The following is a 14,769-nucleotide window of genomic DNA, read 5'->3' as shown; positions in this document are numbered from 1 at the left end:
AAGGGGTGCTTCCACCGGCCGGTGGAAGCACCCCTTTGTCGGCGTCCGGAAACTCCCCCGCCGACCGGAGGAAAAAGCCGCGCCTGAAGAGCGGAATGCGTCAGGCGTTGATCTTCTTCAGGTCCACCACGTCCTCCGCGGCGGGCTTCTGTGCGTCGACCTTCTTGTTGTAATCGCTCAGCACGGTCTCGCTCGGCACTTCGCCGCCCTCGGACACCGCCTTGAGAACGTAGGGCTCGCCCTCGGTGGCCACGTACATGGTGATCTTCTCGCCGTTCTTCTGCTCCTTCTCCAGGATCAGCGCCGGCGTGCCGTCGACCTCCGTGGTCTTGCCCTTCTTCATTCCCTTGCGCTCGGACTTGTCACTGTCCAGCAGGGCGAGGGCGGCCTGCTTGTCGCACATCCCCTCCGTCCCCGCCTGTGTCGAATCGGAGACGACCCACTTGTCCTGCACCTGCTGGACCACCTTCTCGGTGCCGGGCTTGCCCTTCAGCGTGTTCTGCCAGAACTTCTCGTCGCCCCGCACGTAGACGCTCTGCCCGACCTGGACGACATCGGCCTTGGCTCCCTTTCCGGTCATGGTGCCCGTACAGAGATCCTGGTCGTCCACGCGGAAATCGAGGCCGATCTCATTACCGTCGGGCTGCTTCGCCTTTCCGACGATCCGCAGGGATTTCGCGTCCCGCGTGGCCTTGACCGCTTCCTCCGCGATGGTGTCCGCGCTCTTTCCGTCAAACGCGTCATCGGAACTCTCACCGCCACAACCGACCAGGACCGTCGCCCCCAGAGAAACCGAAACCGCGGCCAGGATGACCTTCTTCATCGCATTCCCTCCCTGAATGGTGGAAGGCCTCCCCGGGCCCTCACGAGCCCGGCTACCCAGGAAAAGCGGAAGATCACTCACCTATTTATCGCTTTTCCCGACACCACGAGAAAGAGGCGTTATTCGGCCAGCATGGCCGGTGGGAGGGGCGCGGGCGGAGCCGGTGGCCGACAACCGGCACCCCGTCGTCAGTCGGCCAGAGGCAAGGCGGCCGCTATCACGTTCCGCTCCTTGCGGCCGGCCAGCGGGAAGACGATCTTCAGACCTTGCTCACTGTCCGCCGAGGAGATGACGAAGGACGAGTTGAGCACCCGCTCCTTGATCTCCGAGCGGACGAGACCGGCGCGCGGAATCGTCATCAGGTGCTCTTCGGGCCGGGCGAACGTCGGGTTCGCCCGGAAGATGAAGATGCGGCGATCGGTCATCCCCAGGTACATGGGGGTCGGCACCGGAATGACGGCCATGGCACCGCCGCTCAGGATGGCCGTGGCTGCCGCAAATCCTGCCGTCCGGGGCACGGTGACGGAACTCAGGTTCACGATGGTCGTCACCTCGACCTGCTCACCGGGTTCGAGCATGGGGTCGATGGCTGCCAGAAGAAGTCGGCGGCGCTTGCCATTCATGTGCGTACTCCTGCACCAGGGGGGCGTGAACCGTACGGGACCGTCCCGTACGGTTTGCGACTGTCCAGCTCCCCTGGCGCCACAGGGTCTCGACGCCCGGAAGGCAGCCGGGCCGGAGCCCCGCGCGGAGCCCGGCCGCCGTGAGTCGTCGGCACATCTTGGCATGGGTGGTCAGGGGCTCAAGGAGATGCCCCCGACCCACCTCAGCAGCGGTGTCAGGCGGCGTCGAACGTCCCGGCCTGCACGCCCGTGACGAAGGCCGAGAACGCGGCGGCACGGACGTCGACCACCGGACCGTCCACACACTTGGAGTCACGGACCGGCACGATGCCGCGCGCGGTGACAAGGTTGACGGCCACCTCGACGCAGTTACCGCCGTTGTCGCTGTACGAGGACGTGAACCAGCGCGGGGATTCGGTCATCACGGGGTGCCCTTCCGTAGCAGGAACCCCCACCATGGCCGACCCGGCAAGGCGGGCGCCAGAGGGCCTCACGGGGTCGTGGGCCGAGTCTGCGGCCGGATGTAATCTACCCTCTCGAACCGAGGGGGCACATATGAAGCTGCTGTTGACGTCGCTGAAGCGGGCCTGGGCCGACTGGGCGGTCTGCCTCGTCATGGTGGTGATCGCCGCCAACCGCAAGAGTCCTTTCCTGTTCGCCCTTTTCGTTGCGATGGCCGTGCTGGCGGCCCTTTTCGGTGCCCACAGGACCTGGCAGGCCATGAGGTCGACAGGTCGGCCTGAGGCATCGCGATGATCCGTCAACGCCGTAGAGCGGCTACGAGAGTTGTGCCGTGCCCGGACGGCAGGACGCCCCACCGCGGCTGAAACGGTGGGCGGCTCTGGACCGGCAGCGGTCAGACGGTGTCGAACGTCCCGGCCTGCACGCCCGCCACGAACGCCGAGAACGCGGCGGCACGGACGTCGGCCACCGGACCGTCCACACACTTGGAGTCACGGACCGGCACGATGCCGCGCGCGGCGACGAGGTTGACGGCCACCTCGACGCAGTCACCGCCATTCGCGCTGTACGAGGACGTGAACCACTGCGGGTGCTCGGTCATCGCGAAAAGCCCTTTCGTAGCGTGAAGTTCCACCATGCACGAGCCCGAAGAGCAGCACCAGAGGGCCCCGCGCGCACGCCTCCTCCCGACAGCAGGACCGCCCCACCATGCTCGGCACGGTGGGGCGGTTCTGGATCGCCAGCGGTCAGGCGGCGTCAAACGTTCCGGCCTGCACGCCCGCGACGAACGCGGAGAACGCGGCGGTACGGACGTCGACGACCGGGCCGTCCACGCACTTGGAGTCGCGGACCGGGACGATGCCCTGCGAGGCGACGAAGTTGGCGGCCACCTCGATGCAGTTACCGCCGTTCGCGCTGTACGAGGACTTGAACCAACGGGGGGATTCGGTCTTCACGGGGTGCCCTTTCGCAGCTTGCTGATCTTGGCCACAGACGCCGCCTTCGACAGCGCCTCGCCCTGGAGTTGATGGTAGGCCGTGAACATGGCTGCCACCACCGAGGTTTCGCGCTCGACATAGCCCTGCGCCTGCGATTCGGCATACGCGACGATAGAGCGGTCGGCCATGGTCAGCAGGTTGACCGGGAGGTAGAACGCCCTTCGCTCGCCGAGGCTGAACGGCGCCACCTGGATGATCCAGTTGGGCCGTGCGGCCATCTCCTCCAGCCGTCGGAGCTGGGCGTTCATGACCTCCGGACCGCCGACGGCCTGGTGGAGGCAGCTCTCGTCCATGACGACGAACATCATGGGCGGCTGCGGCCGCACCAGGGCCGCCTGCCGCTGTTCCAGGCGCGCGACCCGCTCGTCGGCTTGTTCGTAGGTGATGGAGCCTCGTTCCACGTCCCCATAGGCCACGGCCCGCGCGTAGTCCGGTGTCTGTAACAGCCCGGGAATGAGGCCGACCTCGAACAACCTGATCTCCACCGCTCGGCCCTCGTACCCCACGTACTCCGGGAAGCCCTCCAGCATCGAGCCGTTCCGCAGCTCGGCGTACTCACGCTCGAACGAGTCGGCCGTGCCTGTCGTACCAAATGCCTGGTCAGAGTTGCGCGCGAAGCGCAGAGTTGGCGGTTTGCGAACAGTTTCCACCGCCGAGATGTGCTGACTGGAGTACCCGATCTTCGGAGCCAGCATGTCCTGGCTCCATCCCCGATCCACCCGGTACCTGCGGATACGGGCGCCGAAGGCCGCCCGCGGACTGCTGTCGGGGTTGAGTTCTTTGATATTGGCCACGCCACACTCCCAACTCTTCCTTTAACTCCAACCAGTTGAAGGGGATTTCACGTTAGGTCACTCTGAATCGCCCCGGTAGCCGTTCAGCTACAGAGTGGAGCGATAGGTGTACGACGTGAACGTTCGTCCGAATCCCCAGGAACCTCCCCCTGACCTCCCCGCCCCCGGCGCCCTCCTGGTCGACACCAGCCGCAACAACCGCGTCGGCGAGTTCCGAGGGGTCGCCGGCTGCTACTGGTCCCTCCGCCCCATGGGCGGCGGGTGTGAGTGGGAGGTCGAGCCCCGGCACGTACGCCCCGCGCTCCCCATAGAGCAGCTCCGCGCCCGCACCGCCCGCGCCAACGCCCGCAGCCGGGGTGAGGTCCTGTGAGCAGCCCCCTCACCCGGGGCCCGACCGGCGGCGACCACGGGCGGGCCTCGTGACGCGCGCACGGTACGCCACCGAGGTCACCATCATCGTCGGGCAGCGGTTCGCCTCTCTCGGCGGGGTCACCGTACGCAACCGGCGCCTCGCCCTCCTATGGCTCCGCCGACAAGCCCTCCGCCTCGCCAACGGACACGGAAGCGCCGTACAAGACGAGTCACCCGCCGACGTACGGCCCGTCCGCTTCCACGGCTCCGACGCGCCCGAACGCCTGCGGTTCTGGGCCACCGACGCGCACCGCCAGGACGACGCGATACGGACCCTCGAAGCGGGCTTCCCGCTCCACTTCACCGTCACCGACCCCGCCGTCGGGCTCCACCTCACCCTCGCCGGATGGCACACCGCCCCGGCCACACCGCTGTAGCTCCCCCTCCGCAGAAGAGGCCTCCGTGCTGCAATGCACCGCCCTCACCCGGCTCCCCCTCAGCGAGGTGCTCACCGCCCTCGTGACCATGCCCTACGGCCCCGACACCCCACCCGACGACTTCACGCTCGACCACTACGTGCTGTGCGAACTCGGCGATCACCGCGCCGACATCGACCACGCCGCACTCCTGTGCCCTGCCGAGAACCCCGACCGGCCCGCGCTCTGGTTCTTCTGGAGCGGCACCGACACCGACCGCACCCACCGAATCACCACCGCGCCCTGGTGCCCTGCCGTCCTCCGGCACCTTCGCACCGACGCCGCCCTGCCGTGCTCGCTCTTCACCGGCCATCCCACCGGCCACTCCTGGGACATCACCGATCCCCTCGCGGACCTCATCGCCGGAGCGGCCGGTGCCGATACCGATACCGACGCCTCCGACGGCCCACGAAAGCGGCACCGGCCATGATGCAGTGCACCGCCGTCGCCCTCCTCCCGCCCCCGGACCACCTCGTCGCCCTCGCGCCTCCCGGGCAGCGCCCCGAGACCGGCCACGTCCTGTGCGAACTCGGCGACGACCATGACGACCGGCACGCCGCCCTGCTCTGGGACGAGGGCGGGCGGCCCGGAAGCGGCGTCTGGGTCCGCTGGAAGGGCTCCGGGCCCGCCACCCTCGTCCCTCTCCCCTGGTGTCCCGCGCTCGATCCCCGTAACGAAGCCTGCGAGCTGTTCGCCGCGCACCCCTCCGCCCACAGCTGGCACGTCACGGACCCCACCGACGACGCCGTCACCCGGCTCCTCATGGGCCATCACCCCGGTCTGTTCCCGGAGTTCAGGGGCGGGGACGTCGACAGAGAGGGTGATCAGGACGGGACCGGGGGCCGGTCCTGATTCCGGTAGCCGCCTCAGCCTCCCCGGGGCCGTCAGCTCTTGCCGCGCTCGGTGATACGGGTCAGCAGGCGCGCGGTCGCCTCCGGCGCTTCGAGCATCACGTCGTGGCCGGTCGGCAGCGAGTGGACGTCCCAGCCGTCGGCTCGTGCCCGGTTCTCGGACCGTTCGAGGCTGGGCAGCGGCGGCCGGGTATGGCGCACGTAGGACGTGGGAAGGGCTGCGAGCGCTGCCGGGTCGAAGTCGACGGCCTCCGTCTGGCAGCGCAGCGGGAAGGCGGTGAGGCGGGGCGCCACCCAGGCCGCCAACTCCTCGTCCTTGATGCCCCATTGGGCAAGGAAGGAGGCGTCGGCGGGCAGGTACCGGCCTTCGCCCTTCTCAGCGGCGAGTGCACGGTACCGCTGGGCCGTCTCGGGCGGCTCGACGTCCAGCAGACACTCGCCCGGCCGGACGAGGAACGCGCCGAGGAAGGTGACCGAGGCCAGGCGGCCGACGGCCCGCTCGGCGACCGGGCCCGCCAGGACACCGGCGTAGCTGTGCAGGACCAGGTGGACGTCGCTGAGGTCCTCGTAGTGCAGGAGACCGGCCACGTCCGCCACGTGCGTGGCGACGCCGACGTCCGGGCCGAGGAGGTGGGCGTGCTCCCCTTGCCCGGTCAGGCTCGGCGTGAAGACCCGGTGGCCGGCCCGGGAGAGCAGGTCGCGGACGGAGCGCCAGCACCAGCCACCGTGCATGGCTCCGTGGACCAGCACATAGTTCCCCATGACAGACCGCCTCGTTTCACCTCGATCGCGCCCCTCCCATCCGCACCTTAGGGCGCCGATCACCACGCGGACGGGACGACAGGACGGCTCGGGGCGGGTCAGGTCATCGCCTGTGCCCCTATGACCGACAGCAGCCGCAGCCGGTCGTAGCTCTCGCTGCCCGGCGGCGCCGTGTAGACGAGCAGGCTGTGCGACTGGTCCGGGTCCAGCAGCCGTTGGCAGTTCAGCTCCAGGACGCCCACCGCGGGGTGGATGAAGCGCTTGACCTCGTGCGGACGGATGCCGACCTCGTGCCGGTCCCAGAGGCGGCGGAACTCTTCGCTCCTGTCCAGCAGCAGCTCGGCGCAGTGGGCCGCGCGGGAGCCGGCGCCCCGCAGGGTCGCCAGCTCACGCAGGCCGGAGGCGAACATCCGGGAGAGGAAGTCGTGGTCGTCCGCCACGTACAGCGAGCGGGTGGCGGGGTCGGTGAACCAGCGGTAGCCGATGGAGCGGTCGAAGCCCGAGTAGCGGGTCGTGTCGCCGGTGAGGGCGACGCCCAACGGGCTCTGCCGCAGGGTCTCCCCCAGTTCGGTGACGATCTCGGCGGGGGTGTCGTCCAGCCGGTCGAGGATGCGGAGGAGGCCGGGGTTGATGTGCTCACCGGTCGTCCCCCGGACGGGCGGGGTGTGAATGGAGAGGCGGAACAGGTGGTCGCGCTCCTCCAGGGAGAGGTGGAGGCCCTGCGCGATCGAGGCGATCATCTGCTCCGACGGCTGCGGGCCGCGTTCGCGTTCCAGCCGGGCGTAGTAGTCGGTCGACATGTGGCAGAGCACGGCGACCTCCTCGCGGCGCAGTCCGCCGGTCCTGCGGCGCTGACCGCGCGGGAGTCCGACGTCCTCGGGTTGCAGCAGCTCCCGGCGGTGCCGGAGGAAAGCCGCCAGGCCCGCGCGGTCGATCTCCACTGTTCTCCTCCGGTCCGTGTCTTCGTCTTCCCGGTCGTCCGCCCCCGCCCCCGGTCGTCCGCCCCCACCTCCTTTGTAGCGTCCGGCGGCTGTCCCAACCACGGATCGTCGATCCCCCCATACGGCCGGGCGCGTCCCCGGAGTCCGGCCTCACCCGGAACGTAACGTCGCCTCGCCGGTCGAACAGCGGGCCGCCGATCAGCGGATCGGCGGGCCCTGGATAGGCCGCGGCGACGGCGTCACCGTGGAAGCGACCCCGCCTCACGGACCCCACGAGGAGTGACCCCCATGGCCCGCACGACCCCCGACCTCACCCTCCCCGACCTCTCCGGCAAGCGCGCCGTCGTCACCGGCGGCAGCGACGGCATCGGGCTCGGTATCGCGGCCCGCCTCGCCGCCGCCGGTGCCGAGGTCGTCCTGCCCGTCCGCAACCAGGGCAAGGGCGAGAAGGTGCTCGCCGCGATCCGGCGGCAGGCTCCCGGCGCCCGGGTGTCGCTGCGCCCGCTCGACCTGTCCTCGCTGGAATCGGTCGCCGCGCTCGGCGACTCCCTGGCCGGCGAGGGCCGGCCCATCCACCTGCTGGTCAACAACGCGGGCGTCATGACTCCGCCCGACCGGCAGACCACCGCCGACGGCTTCGAGACACAGTTCGGCACCAACCACCTCGGCCACTTCGCCCTCGTCGGCCGCCTGCTACCCCTCCTGCGGGCCGGGCAGGCCCGGGTGACCTCGCAGATCAGCGTCTCCGCCAACCAGAACGCGATCAACTGGGACGACCTGAACTGGGACCGCTCGTACAACGGCATGAAGGCCTACAGCCAGTCGAAGATCGCCTTCGGGCTGTTCGGCCTCGAACTCGACCGCCGCAGCCGGGCCGAGGGCTGGGGCATCACCAGCAACCTGTCCCACCCGGGCATCGCGCCCACCAGCCTGCTCGCCGCCCGGCCTGAGCTGGGCCGGGCCAAGGACACCCTGGGCGTGCGGCTGATCCGGTTCCTGTCCGCGCGCGGCATTTTGGTCGGCACGGTGGAGAGCGCCCAACTGCCCGCCCTGTACGCGGGGACCGCGCCCCACTCCCGGGGCGGCGCCTTCTACGGGCCCAAGGGCCCCGGTCACATGGGTGGCCCGCCCGCCGAGCAGAAGCTCTACTCCCGGCTCACCGGCATCGACGAGGCCCGTCGGGTCTGGGAGGTCTCGGAGGAGCTGACCGGCGTACGGTTCACCGACCTGGCCGGCCGATAGAGGCCCGGGCGGCCGGTAGGGGCCCGGGCGGCTCGGCTACACGGCGGGCCGGTACGTGGATTTCCGTACGCGGGGCCTCCTTCCGGTACCAGGCCTCCGGTACGTGGGTGTCCGCGTAGCGCCGGGCCACGGCCGCCAGCTCGTCGGCGGGCGTGCCGCAACGCACCAGCCCGGCCGGGATGTCGATTCAGTCCACCTGTTCCACTGCTTCTCCTCCGTCGTACATCGTCGTTCAGGCCGCTGCCGGCTTGACCAGGTCCACGACGCCCTCTTCCCAGGTGCCGGGCAGCACGACGTATCCCTGTCGCTCGTAGAGAGCGATGTTGCGGTGGCTGGCGGCACCGGTGGACAGGACGATGCGGTCGCCTTCCTCAGCCGTGGACTCGGCCCGGCTCAGCAGCCAGCGGCCCACGCCGAGGCCGCGCAGGTCGGGAGCGACGGCGAGCCGTCCGACGTGCAGGTCGGTGGCGATGCGGCGGGTGCGGACCATGCCGAGCAGCCGGCCGTCCCGCCAGAGGCCCGTGGCGTCCCAGTCGGCCAGCCAGGCGCGCACGTCGGCCGGTGATTCGTGGAGCGCGGGGATGGCCAGCGTGTCGTTGGCGAGGGCCTCCTCCATCCAGCAGCAGCGCTGGAGCACGGTCACCTCCGCGGCGTCGTCCGGGCCGAGCCGGCGTGCGTACGAACCCGGCAGCGGGCCCTCGACGGAGGCCGCGTGCTCGCGCTCGCGCATCGGGGCCAGGGCGCGCGCCGCCCGGACCAGCTCCGCCAACAGGCCCTGGGCCGCGTCCGCGTGGCGCGCCTCGGGCTCCAGGCGGCCGTCCCGCAGCGCGTCCGCGATCCGCAGGGCGACGGTCGCGCCGAGCGGAACCAGACGCAAGGTGGTCACCACCTGCTTGGCGTGCTGGACCGCGCGGGTGCCGGCCGAGGTGTGGCCGTAACTGACGAAGCCGACCGGCTTCCAGGCCCACTCGGGGCTCAGGTAGTCGAGCGCGTTCTTGAGCGTGGCCGGCATGCCGTAGTTGTACTCCGGCGTCACGAAGACGAAGCCGTCCGCCTCGGCCACGATCCGGCTCCAGCGGCGGGTGTGGTCGTGGTGGTGGACGCCGGTCGACGGGTGCTCCTCCTCGTCCAGGAACGGCAGGCCCAGATCGCCGATGGCCAGCGGTACGAGGTCCGCGCCGAGCCGCTCGGCTTCGGGTGCCAGCGTGTCGATCAGCCACCGGCCGACGGCGGGGCCGAGGGCGTTGGGACGGGTGGTGCAGATCAGGACGAGGATGCGCAGCCGTTTCGTTGTCATGGAAACGAAATTAGCCGGTAGATTGATTACATGTCAACGAATGGGGCGGAGCCCCCGGTCAACTGGCTCTCCGACGACGAGGAGCGCGCCTGGCGCGCGTACCACCGCATGGTCACCGCGGTCCAGGTCGGCACCGCGCACGACCTGGCCGCGCTCGGCCTCTCCGAGCCGGACTACGAGGTGCTCAGCACGCTGTCCGAGCGGCCGGACGGCACCAGCACGCTGCACGAACAGGCCGCCAAGATGGGCTGGTCGCGCAGCCGCCTGTCCCGGCACGCCTCCCGCATGGAGACGCGCGAGCTGATCCGGCGCGCGCCCGATCCCAGCGACGGCCGAGGCTGCCTCCTCGCGCTGACCCCGACCGGCTGGGACACCCTGCGCGGGGCCGCACCGCTCCATGTCGCCTCCGTGCGCCGCCACTTGATCGACCGCCTCGACCCGGAGGAGCTCGCGGCCCTCGGCGCGATCGCACGGAAGCTGGCGGCGGCACCCTGAACCGTTGCCCGGGAGACGGGGCAGGGCGCCGGTCCATACCGGTCGACGCGTATCGGCCGCGCACGTGGCCGACTCGCCACGCTTGTCAACGTACGCCGCGCGGACCACCCGGGAGTGATCTTGCCAACGACAACTCCCCTGTGACTTGCTGGAGTCGAGCCACAACCGTCCGTAGCAGGCGGGCCGGTGAGCGGTGAGGCGAAGGGATGACGATGAGCACTGCCAGCGCGGGAGCCGCGGGAGCCACCGACGGCGAGGACGCCGACCCTCCGATCAGTACGGTCGCGGGGACCGGGGCCGCCGGGTTCAAGGGGGAGAACGAGCCCGCCGTGACGGCTCACCTGAAGCATCCTTACGGCATCGCGATCGACAGCGTCGGCACCCTCTACTTCTCCGACTACAGCAACCACCGGGTCCGGAAGATCACGACCGACGGGAAGGTCAGGACCGTCGCGGGCAACGGCACCGCGGGCTACGGCGGCGACAACGGCCCGGCCACCTCGGCCCGGCTGAACTGCCCGCGCGAGCTGGCGGTGGACCGGGCCGGCGCTCTCTACATCGCCGACGCCGAGAACCACCGGGTCCGCAAGGTCACCCCGGACGGGCAGATCACCACGGTCGCGGGGAGCGGGTCCGCAGGCCACAGCGGCGACGGTGGCCCGGCCACCTCGGCCCGGCTGAACAAGCCCTTCGGGGTGGCCGTGGACGACTCCGGTGCCCTCTACATCGCGGAGTGGGGCAACGACCGGATCCGGAAGGTCACCCCCGACGGGACGATCAACACCATCGCGGGGACCGGGAAGGCGGCGTACGGCGGTGACGACGGCCCTGCGGTCTCGGCCCATCTGCGGGCCCCGTACTCGCTGGTGCTGGACGACGCAGGCGCTCTCTACATCGCCGACGCGAGCAACCACCGGGTCCGGAAGATCACCCCGGACGGGCAGATCACCACGGTGGCGGGCAACGGCTCGGCAGGCTTCGGCGGTGACGGCGGCCCGGCCACCTCCGCCAAGCTGAACCGGCCCTACGGACTCGCCCGGGACAGCACGGGCAACCTGTACATCTCCGACTTCGAGAACCACCGGGTCCGCAAGGTCACGCCGGACGGGCAGATCAGCACCGTCGCCGGTACGAAGGGCGCGGGCTACGGCGGTGACGGTGGCCCGGCCTCCGCCGCGCAGCTCAACCAGCCGTACGGGCTCGCCGTCGACTGCGTGGACGCCCTTTACATCGTGGATCACGTCAACCACCGCATCCGGAAGATCGCCTCCCCGAGGATGGCCGGCATGCCCGACTCCGGCACCGTCGCCTCCTGGGCCAACGTCCGGAGCAAGCTGCGGATGGGCGTCCTGCGCGAGTCCACCGCCGACGGGGCCGAGATCCGCCAGGCGCTCGCCGCTCCCCGCGACCACCAGCGGTGGCGGCTGGTCCCGGCCGGTCAGGAGGACGGCGACATCCTGTACACGTTCGAGAACGTGCGCAGTGGCAAGGTCCTGGAGGTCCGCGGGGCCCACCAATGCGACGGGGCCGTGGTGGCGCAGCGCGCGTACGAAGGCGCGGACGCGCATCACCAGCAGTGGCGGCTGATCCCGGTGGGCGCCGCCGGCGATGCGCAGCAGGTCTTCGAGATCGCCAACCGCAACAGCGGTCTGCTCCTGCGGGTCGGCACCAACGCCCGCGCGGCGGTCAGGCAGCACAACGCCGAGGGCGACCACCGCGAGCGGCAGTGGCAGTTGCTTCCCGCGTGAGACCGGGAGCGGAGGGGCGGAGGCGCCTTGCGCCTCCGCCCCTCCGCTCCTTCGTCCTCCGAGTCCTTACGAGCCCTCCGCCTCCGGCTTCTCGGCCTTCGGGGTCTCCGGGGTCTTCGGCGGCTTCGCGAAGTCGCGCTTCTTCGGCCTGTCTTCCAGGTCCTCGTCCTTCTGGAGGCCGCTGTGCTGCTCCACCGTCCCGCTCGCCTCCTGCATGCCGGCCGCGGCCGCCGAGGAGACCGAGCCGGGGTCCTGGGCGTACTGGGCCTGGGCCCCGGCCGATTCCTGGGTGGCCTGGACGAAGGAGCCGAGGAAGCCCAGGATGATCCGGGCCTCGGGCGACTGCTCCTGCACGACCTTGGCGCGTGAGGTGGAGCCGTGGATCCCGTTGGTGAACAGGCTGGCGGTCGTGTCGTCGTACGTGTCGTCGTCGGCGTCCTCGAAGTCGACGCCCGCACCCGGCTGCGGTCTGGTGCCGTTCGTGGTCACGGAGAAGAGGCCCGCGCTCCTGCCCGCCGAGCCGAAGATGTTGTCGAACACCATGGTCGTCACCCCTGGTTGTCGTGTGGCGGTGTCACCGCCCGGTCACGGGTTCTTGTACAGCGTCTGCTGACTGTCGCTCAGGTCCTCGCCGTCGAACATCGCGTGATGGACGTCCAGCGCGGAGACGACCTCGGCCGTGCCCATCATGCGGAAGCCGCCGGCCGCCAGGTCGATGTCACCGATGTCGCGGGCGACGACCGGTGCCAGGCCCGGGTAGGCGGAGGACTGCGGTGGCGAGAGGACCGTCACCGGCACCGCGTACTGCACCGCGATCAGCCCGGAGAAGGTCACCGGGATCTCGTAGGTGTACAGCCTGCGGACGCGTCGCTGGGTGACCAGGGTCTTCACCCGGGAGCCGGGCTCGACCTTGCCGGAGATCTGCGATTTCGACGCCCAGCTGGTGGTCAAGGAGCCGCCGACGGTGGCCGCGATGCCCAGCGCCAACTGGGCGTTGAGCGAGGCGTTCCCGGTGGCGCTGCCGGTCGTCGTGAACCCCACCGAGTTCGTCACGGTGTTGGTGGAGGTGTTCGACGAGGCGTTCCGGTTGGACGTCTCGGTGGCGTGGGCCTTGTCGACGCCGACGCTGTCCTTGCTGTTCTTGTTGGTCACGGTGTCGGTGTTGCGGTTCGCCACCTCGTTCTGGCACTGCGCCTGGAGCTGCGACTGGAGGTCCAGCCGGAGCTGGTTCTGGAGTTGCAGTTGGAGCGAGGCCCCGACGCTGCCGCCGAAGGTGAGCTTGGCGTCCCCGTGGAGCGACCAGGTGACCCCGTTCGACACGGTGAAGTCGACGGAGTCGGTGAACGACATCTCCGACGTCTGACTGCGGTTGACGTAGGCGCGCGAGGAGAACGTGTCCGGCGGGGGCTGGACGATGTTGCTCCGCTCCTCGATGAGCGGCTCCCCGAGGGTCATGTAGGCCAGCCAGCCCAGTTGGTGCGCGGACCCGGGGAAGGAGCCGAAGCTCGACTTGTTGAGGGAGAACCCGACGGGCTTGTGCTGGGCGCCGTAGTTGTCGACGTAGACCAGATTGGGGTGGCCCAGGATGGACTGCCAGGTCTGTTCGATGTTCAGTTCCCGCAGGTTCTTCTTCGTCAGCGGCTGGCGCTTGGCTGGTACCAGGTTGTACGCGGTGGAAGGCATTCCCCGTCCTCGACTGTCTGGCCGGATCGCGCTAGGCGAAAGCGGAAACAAGCGGCTGCGCATGTCCCGGAATTCGAAGCTAGCACGCGCCTCAATTTCTCCGTAATGCATCCCCGCGCATCGCACCCGATCGAGGGAGCTCCGTTCCGGCCGCTGTCCTGAAAAGAGGGTTCACGAAAACTCTGAGCCCTCCTCGATCGCCCGAGCGACCAGTTTGCGTCATTCTTACCCCCACCCCCTCCGACCTCGAACGTTGTCGGCTATAGGTGCATTTGCCTCGGTCATTCATTCGCTTTTCGTGCCGTTCTCACCGGAGTCCATTGCGGCCTCGACCAGGGGGCGTGATAAACCACTGCACTGAGTGCCCGACACGTTGTTCTCCATCTCCAGACTCCATCTCCAGAACAGGTGAGGTTTCCGCGATGTACACCCAAGAACGCACGGCGATGTCGAATTTGGTGGTCGGCGGCCCGGTGGCGGTGAACAGCTATGACAACGCGATCGTGGCGGCGCTGCTCGAAACCCGGCCGGTCATGCTGGTCCACGCCTTCAACGGCGGTTATCTGCGGCCTGCCGAGCTGAAGGAGCAGAGCCACGACAAGGGCGTCCAGCTGTCCACCGCGCTCGATCCGGCCACCAAGGAGGCGAAGGGCCACCTCTGGTACATCACCCCCGGCGGCTTCTTCGGGCAGCGGCCGCTGTACTTCATCGAGAGCGCCGCCGGCCAGGTCTCGACCCCGCCCCCCGCCCCGGGCACGGCCCAGCCCCCGATCGACGCCGGGCGCGGCGACGACGGCGTACCGAAGCCGCAGCGCCGACGGATCACCGTCCACCAGGAAGCCCCCCAGAGCGGCGCCGACACCCTCCAGGTCGGCCTGCCCGGCAAGGTCGGCGAGAAGTGGCGCGGCAGGAACGGCACCCCCGAGGACACCCAGCTCTGGGTCGTCACGGTCACCCCCTGGGGCGGGATCACCTTCGTGCCGATCACCCACCCCGACGCGATCCTCGGCTTCAAGGACCACGCGGTGACGGCCAACGGCGAGGCACGCCTCACCTACAACTGGGGCGGGGACTTCACCGGGACGGTCATCAACACGTTCTACCCGCGCCTGCCCAACGAGTGGAACGTCCCGTACCACCACGTCTTCACGTGATCCGCGCCCACCACCGCCACCGCGGCCCTCGCCGCCCACTCCCGAGTCAACGTCCGCGTCCGCACCGCC

The 14,769-nt window shown here is 69.8% G+C and carries 20 protein-coding genes; 9 read left to right on the top strand and 11 right to left on the bottom strand.

What is annotated here, in order from left to right; all coding sequences use genetic code 11:
• Positions 1–100: 100 nt before the first annotated feature.
• The 3 genes from R2B67_RS25795 to R2B67_RS25785 form a co-directional block, all read right to left on the bottom strand.
• Positions 101–823: a hypothetical protein gene (locus R2B67_RS25795; RefSeq protein WP_237325775.1), complete on the bottom strand. Its 723-nt coding sequence runs from the start codon at positions 821–823 to the stop codon at positions 101–103.
• Between the two features lie 188 nt (positions 824–1,011).
• A complete protein-coding gene (locus tag R2B67_RS25790) occupies positions 1,012–1,446 on the bottom strand; it encodes a hypothetical protein (RefSeq protein ID WP_317821379.1) in 435 nt (144 codons plus the stop codon).
• Between the two features lie 215 nt (positions 1,447–1,661).
• Positions 1,662–1,871 carry a DUF397 domain-containing protein gene (locus R2B67_RS25785; RefSeq protein ID WP_317821377.1) on the bottom strand — a complete coding sequence of 70 codons (210 nt, stop codon included), beginning with the start codon at positions 1,869–1,871 and terminating at the stop codon, positions 1,662–1,664.
• A gap of 130 nt (positions 1,872–2,001) precedes the next feature.
• Here R2B67_RS25785 and R2B67_RS25780 point away from each other — a divergent pair, with 130 nt between their 5' ends.
• Positions 2,002–2,202: a hypothetical protein gene (locus tag R2B67_RS25780; protein WP_317821375.1), complete on the top strand. Its 201-nt coding sequence runs from the start codon at positions 2,002–2,004 to the stop codon at positions 2,200–2,202.
• 100 nt (positions 2,203–2,302) lie between these two features.
• Here R2B67_RS25780 and R2B67_RS25775 read toward each other — a convergent pair whose 3' ends face one another.
• The 3 genes from R2B67_RS25775 to R2B67_RS25765 all read right to left on the bottom strand — a co-directional run bounded on the left by R2B67_RS25775 (position 2,303) and on the right by R2B67_RS25765 (position 3,700).
• Positions 2,303–2,509 (bottom strand): DUF397 domain-containing protein, encoded by a 207-nt coding sequence (locus R2B67_RS25775; protein WP_317821373.1) that lies wholly within the window; start codon positions 2,507–2,509, stop codon positions 2,303–2,305.
• Positions 2,510–2,654: 145 nt separating this feature from the next.
• Complete coding sequence (locus R2B67_RS25770) at positions 2,655–2,864, bottom strand: DUF397 domain-containing protein (RefSeq protein WP_317821372.1); 210 nt, start codon at positions 2,862–2,864, stop codon at positions 2,655–2,657.
• Complete coding sequence (locus tag R2B67_RS25765; RefSeq protein ID WP_317821370.1) at positions 2,861–3,700, bottom strand: helix-turn-helix domain-containing protein; 840 nt, start codon at positions 3,698–3,700, stop codon at positions 2,861–2,863. Before R2B67_RS25765 ends, R2B67_RS25770 begins: the two co-directional genes overlap by 4 nt.
• 106 nt (positions 3,701–3,806) lie before the next feature.
• Between R2B67_RS25765 and R2B67_RS25760 the strand changes: the two genes are divergently transcribed.
• From R2B67_RS25760 to R2B67_RS25745, 4 genes are read left to right on the top strand one after another with little or no spacing between them, the layout of a single operon-like run.
• Positions 3,807–4,070, top strand: a complete 264-nt coding sequence (locus R2B67_RS25760) for a hypothetical protein (RefSeq protein WP_317821368.1) — start codon at positions 3,807–3,809, stop codon at positions 4,068–4,070.
• Between the two features lie 49 nt (positions 4,071–4,119).
• The gene (locus R2B67_RS25755) at positions 4,120–4,488 is read left to right on the top strand and encodes a hypothetical protein (protein ID WP_317821367.1); all 369 of its coding nucleotides are present in this window, start codon (positions 4,120–4,122) and stop codon (positions 4,486–4,488) included.
• Positions 4,489–4,513: 25 nt separating this feature from the next.
• The gene (locus R2B67_RS25750) at positions 4,514–4,957 is read left to right on the top strand and encodes a hypothetical protein (RefSeq protein ID WP_317821366.1); all 444 of its coding nucleotides are present in this window, start codon (positions 4,514–4,516) and stop codon (positions 4,955–4,957) included.
• Positions 4,954–5,379: a hypothetical protein gene (locus tag R2B67_RS25745; RefSeq protein WP_317821365.1), complete on the top strand. Its 426-nt coding sequence runs from the start codon at positions 4,954–4,956 to the stop codon at positions 5,377–5,379. The genes R2B67_RS25750 and R2B67_RS25745 overlap by 4 nt, the downstream gene beginning before the upstream one ends.
• A gap of 32 nt (positions 5,380–5,411) precedes the next feature.
• Here the strand turns inward: R2B67_RS25745 and R2B67_RS25740 are convergent, their stop codons facing one another.
• Both R2B67_RS25740 and R2B67_RS25735 read right to left on the bottom strand, forming a co-directional pair.
• Positions 5,412–6,140, bottom strand: a complete 729-nt coding sequence (locus R2B67_RS25740) for an alpha/beta fold hydrolase (protein WP_317821364.1) — start codon at positions 6,138–6,140, stop codon at positions 5,412–5,414.
• A gap of 98 nt (positions 6,141–6,238) precedes the next feature.
• Positions 6,239–7,081 (bottom strand): helix-turn-helix transcriptional regulator, encoded by an 843-nt coding sequence (locus R2B67_RS25735; protein WP_317821362.1) that lies wholly within the window; start codon positions 7,079–7,081, stop codon positions 6,239–6,241.
• Positions 7,082–7,369: 288 nt separating this feature from the next.
• Here R2B67_RS25735 and R2B67_RS25730 point away from each other — a divergent pair, with 288 nt between their 5' ends.
• Positions 7,370–8,323 carry an SDR family oxidoreductase gene (locus R2B67_RS25730; protein ID WP_317821360.1) on the top strand — a complete coding sequence of 318 codons (954 nt, stop codon included), beginning with the start codon at positions 7,370–7,372 and terminating at the stop codon, positions 8,321–8,323.
• 232 nt (positions 8,324–8,555) lie between these two features.
• On the opposite strand, the gene R2B67_RS25725 is transcribed toward R2B67_RS25730, so the two are convergent.
• The gene (locus R2B67_RS25725; RefSeq protein ID WP_317821358.1) at positions 8,556–9,620 is read right to left on the bottom strand and encodes a GNAT family N-acetyltransferase; all 1,065 of its coding nucleotides are present in this window, start codon (positions 9,618–9,620) and stop codon (positions 8,556–8,558) included.
• A gap of 30 nt (positions 9,621–9,650) precedes the next feature.
• On the opposite strand from R2B67_RS25725, the gene R2B67_RS25720 reads away from it, so the two are divergent.
• Complete coding sequence (locus tag R2B67_RS25720; RefSeq protein WP_317821357.1) at positions 9,651–10,115, top strand: MarR family winged helix-turn-helix transcriptional regulator; 465 nt, start codon at positions 9,651–9,653, stop codon at positions 10,113–10,115.
• Between the two features lie 206 nt (positions 10,116–10,321).
• The gene (locus R2B67_RS25715) at positions 10,322–11,863 is read left to right on the top strand and encodes an NHL domain-containing protein (protein WP_381073737.1); all 1,542 of its coding nucleotides are present in this window, start codon (positions 10,322–10,324) and stop codon (positions 11,861–11,863) included.
• Between the two features lie 66 nt (positions 11,864–11,929).
• On the opposite strand, the gene R2B67_RS25710 is transcribed toward R2B67_RS25715, so the two are convergent.
• Positions 11,930–12,406 carry a hypothetical protein gene (locus R2B67_RS25710; protein ID WP_317821355.1) on the bottom strand — a complete coding sequence of 159 codons (477 nt, stop codon included), beginning with the start codon at positions 12,404–12,406 and terminating at the stop codon, positions 11,930–11,932.
• A 42-nt stretch (positions 12,407–12,448) separates the two neighbouring features.
• Complete coding sequence (locus R2B67_RS25705; protein ID WP_317821354.1) at positions 12,449–13,546, bottom strand: hypothetical protein; 1,098 nt, start codon at positions 13,544–13,546, stop codon at positions 12,449–12,451.
• 422 nt (positions 13,547–13,968) lie between these two features.
• Between R2B67_RS25705 and R2B67_RS25700 the strand changes: the two genes are divergently transcribed.
• Complete coding sequence (locus R2B67_RS25700) at positions 13,969–14,700, top strand: hypothetical protein (RefSeq protein WP_026241395.1); 732 nt, start codon at positions 13,969–13,971, stop codon at positions 14,698–14,700.
• The last annotated feature ends 69 nt before the right edge of the window (positions 14,701–14,769 follow it).

The sequence above is a fragment of the Streptomyces cyaneofuscatus genome (genome assembly GCF_033109485.1).
Taxonomy (GTDB): Bacteria; Actinomycetota; Actinomycetes; order Streptomycetales; family Streptomycetaceae; genus Streptomyces; species Streptomyces cyaneofuscatus.
The sequence above is the reverse complement of the archived record's forward strand: the minus strand, read 5'-3'. Positions and strand labels throughout refer to the sequence as shown.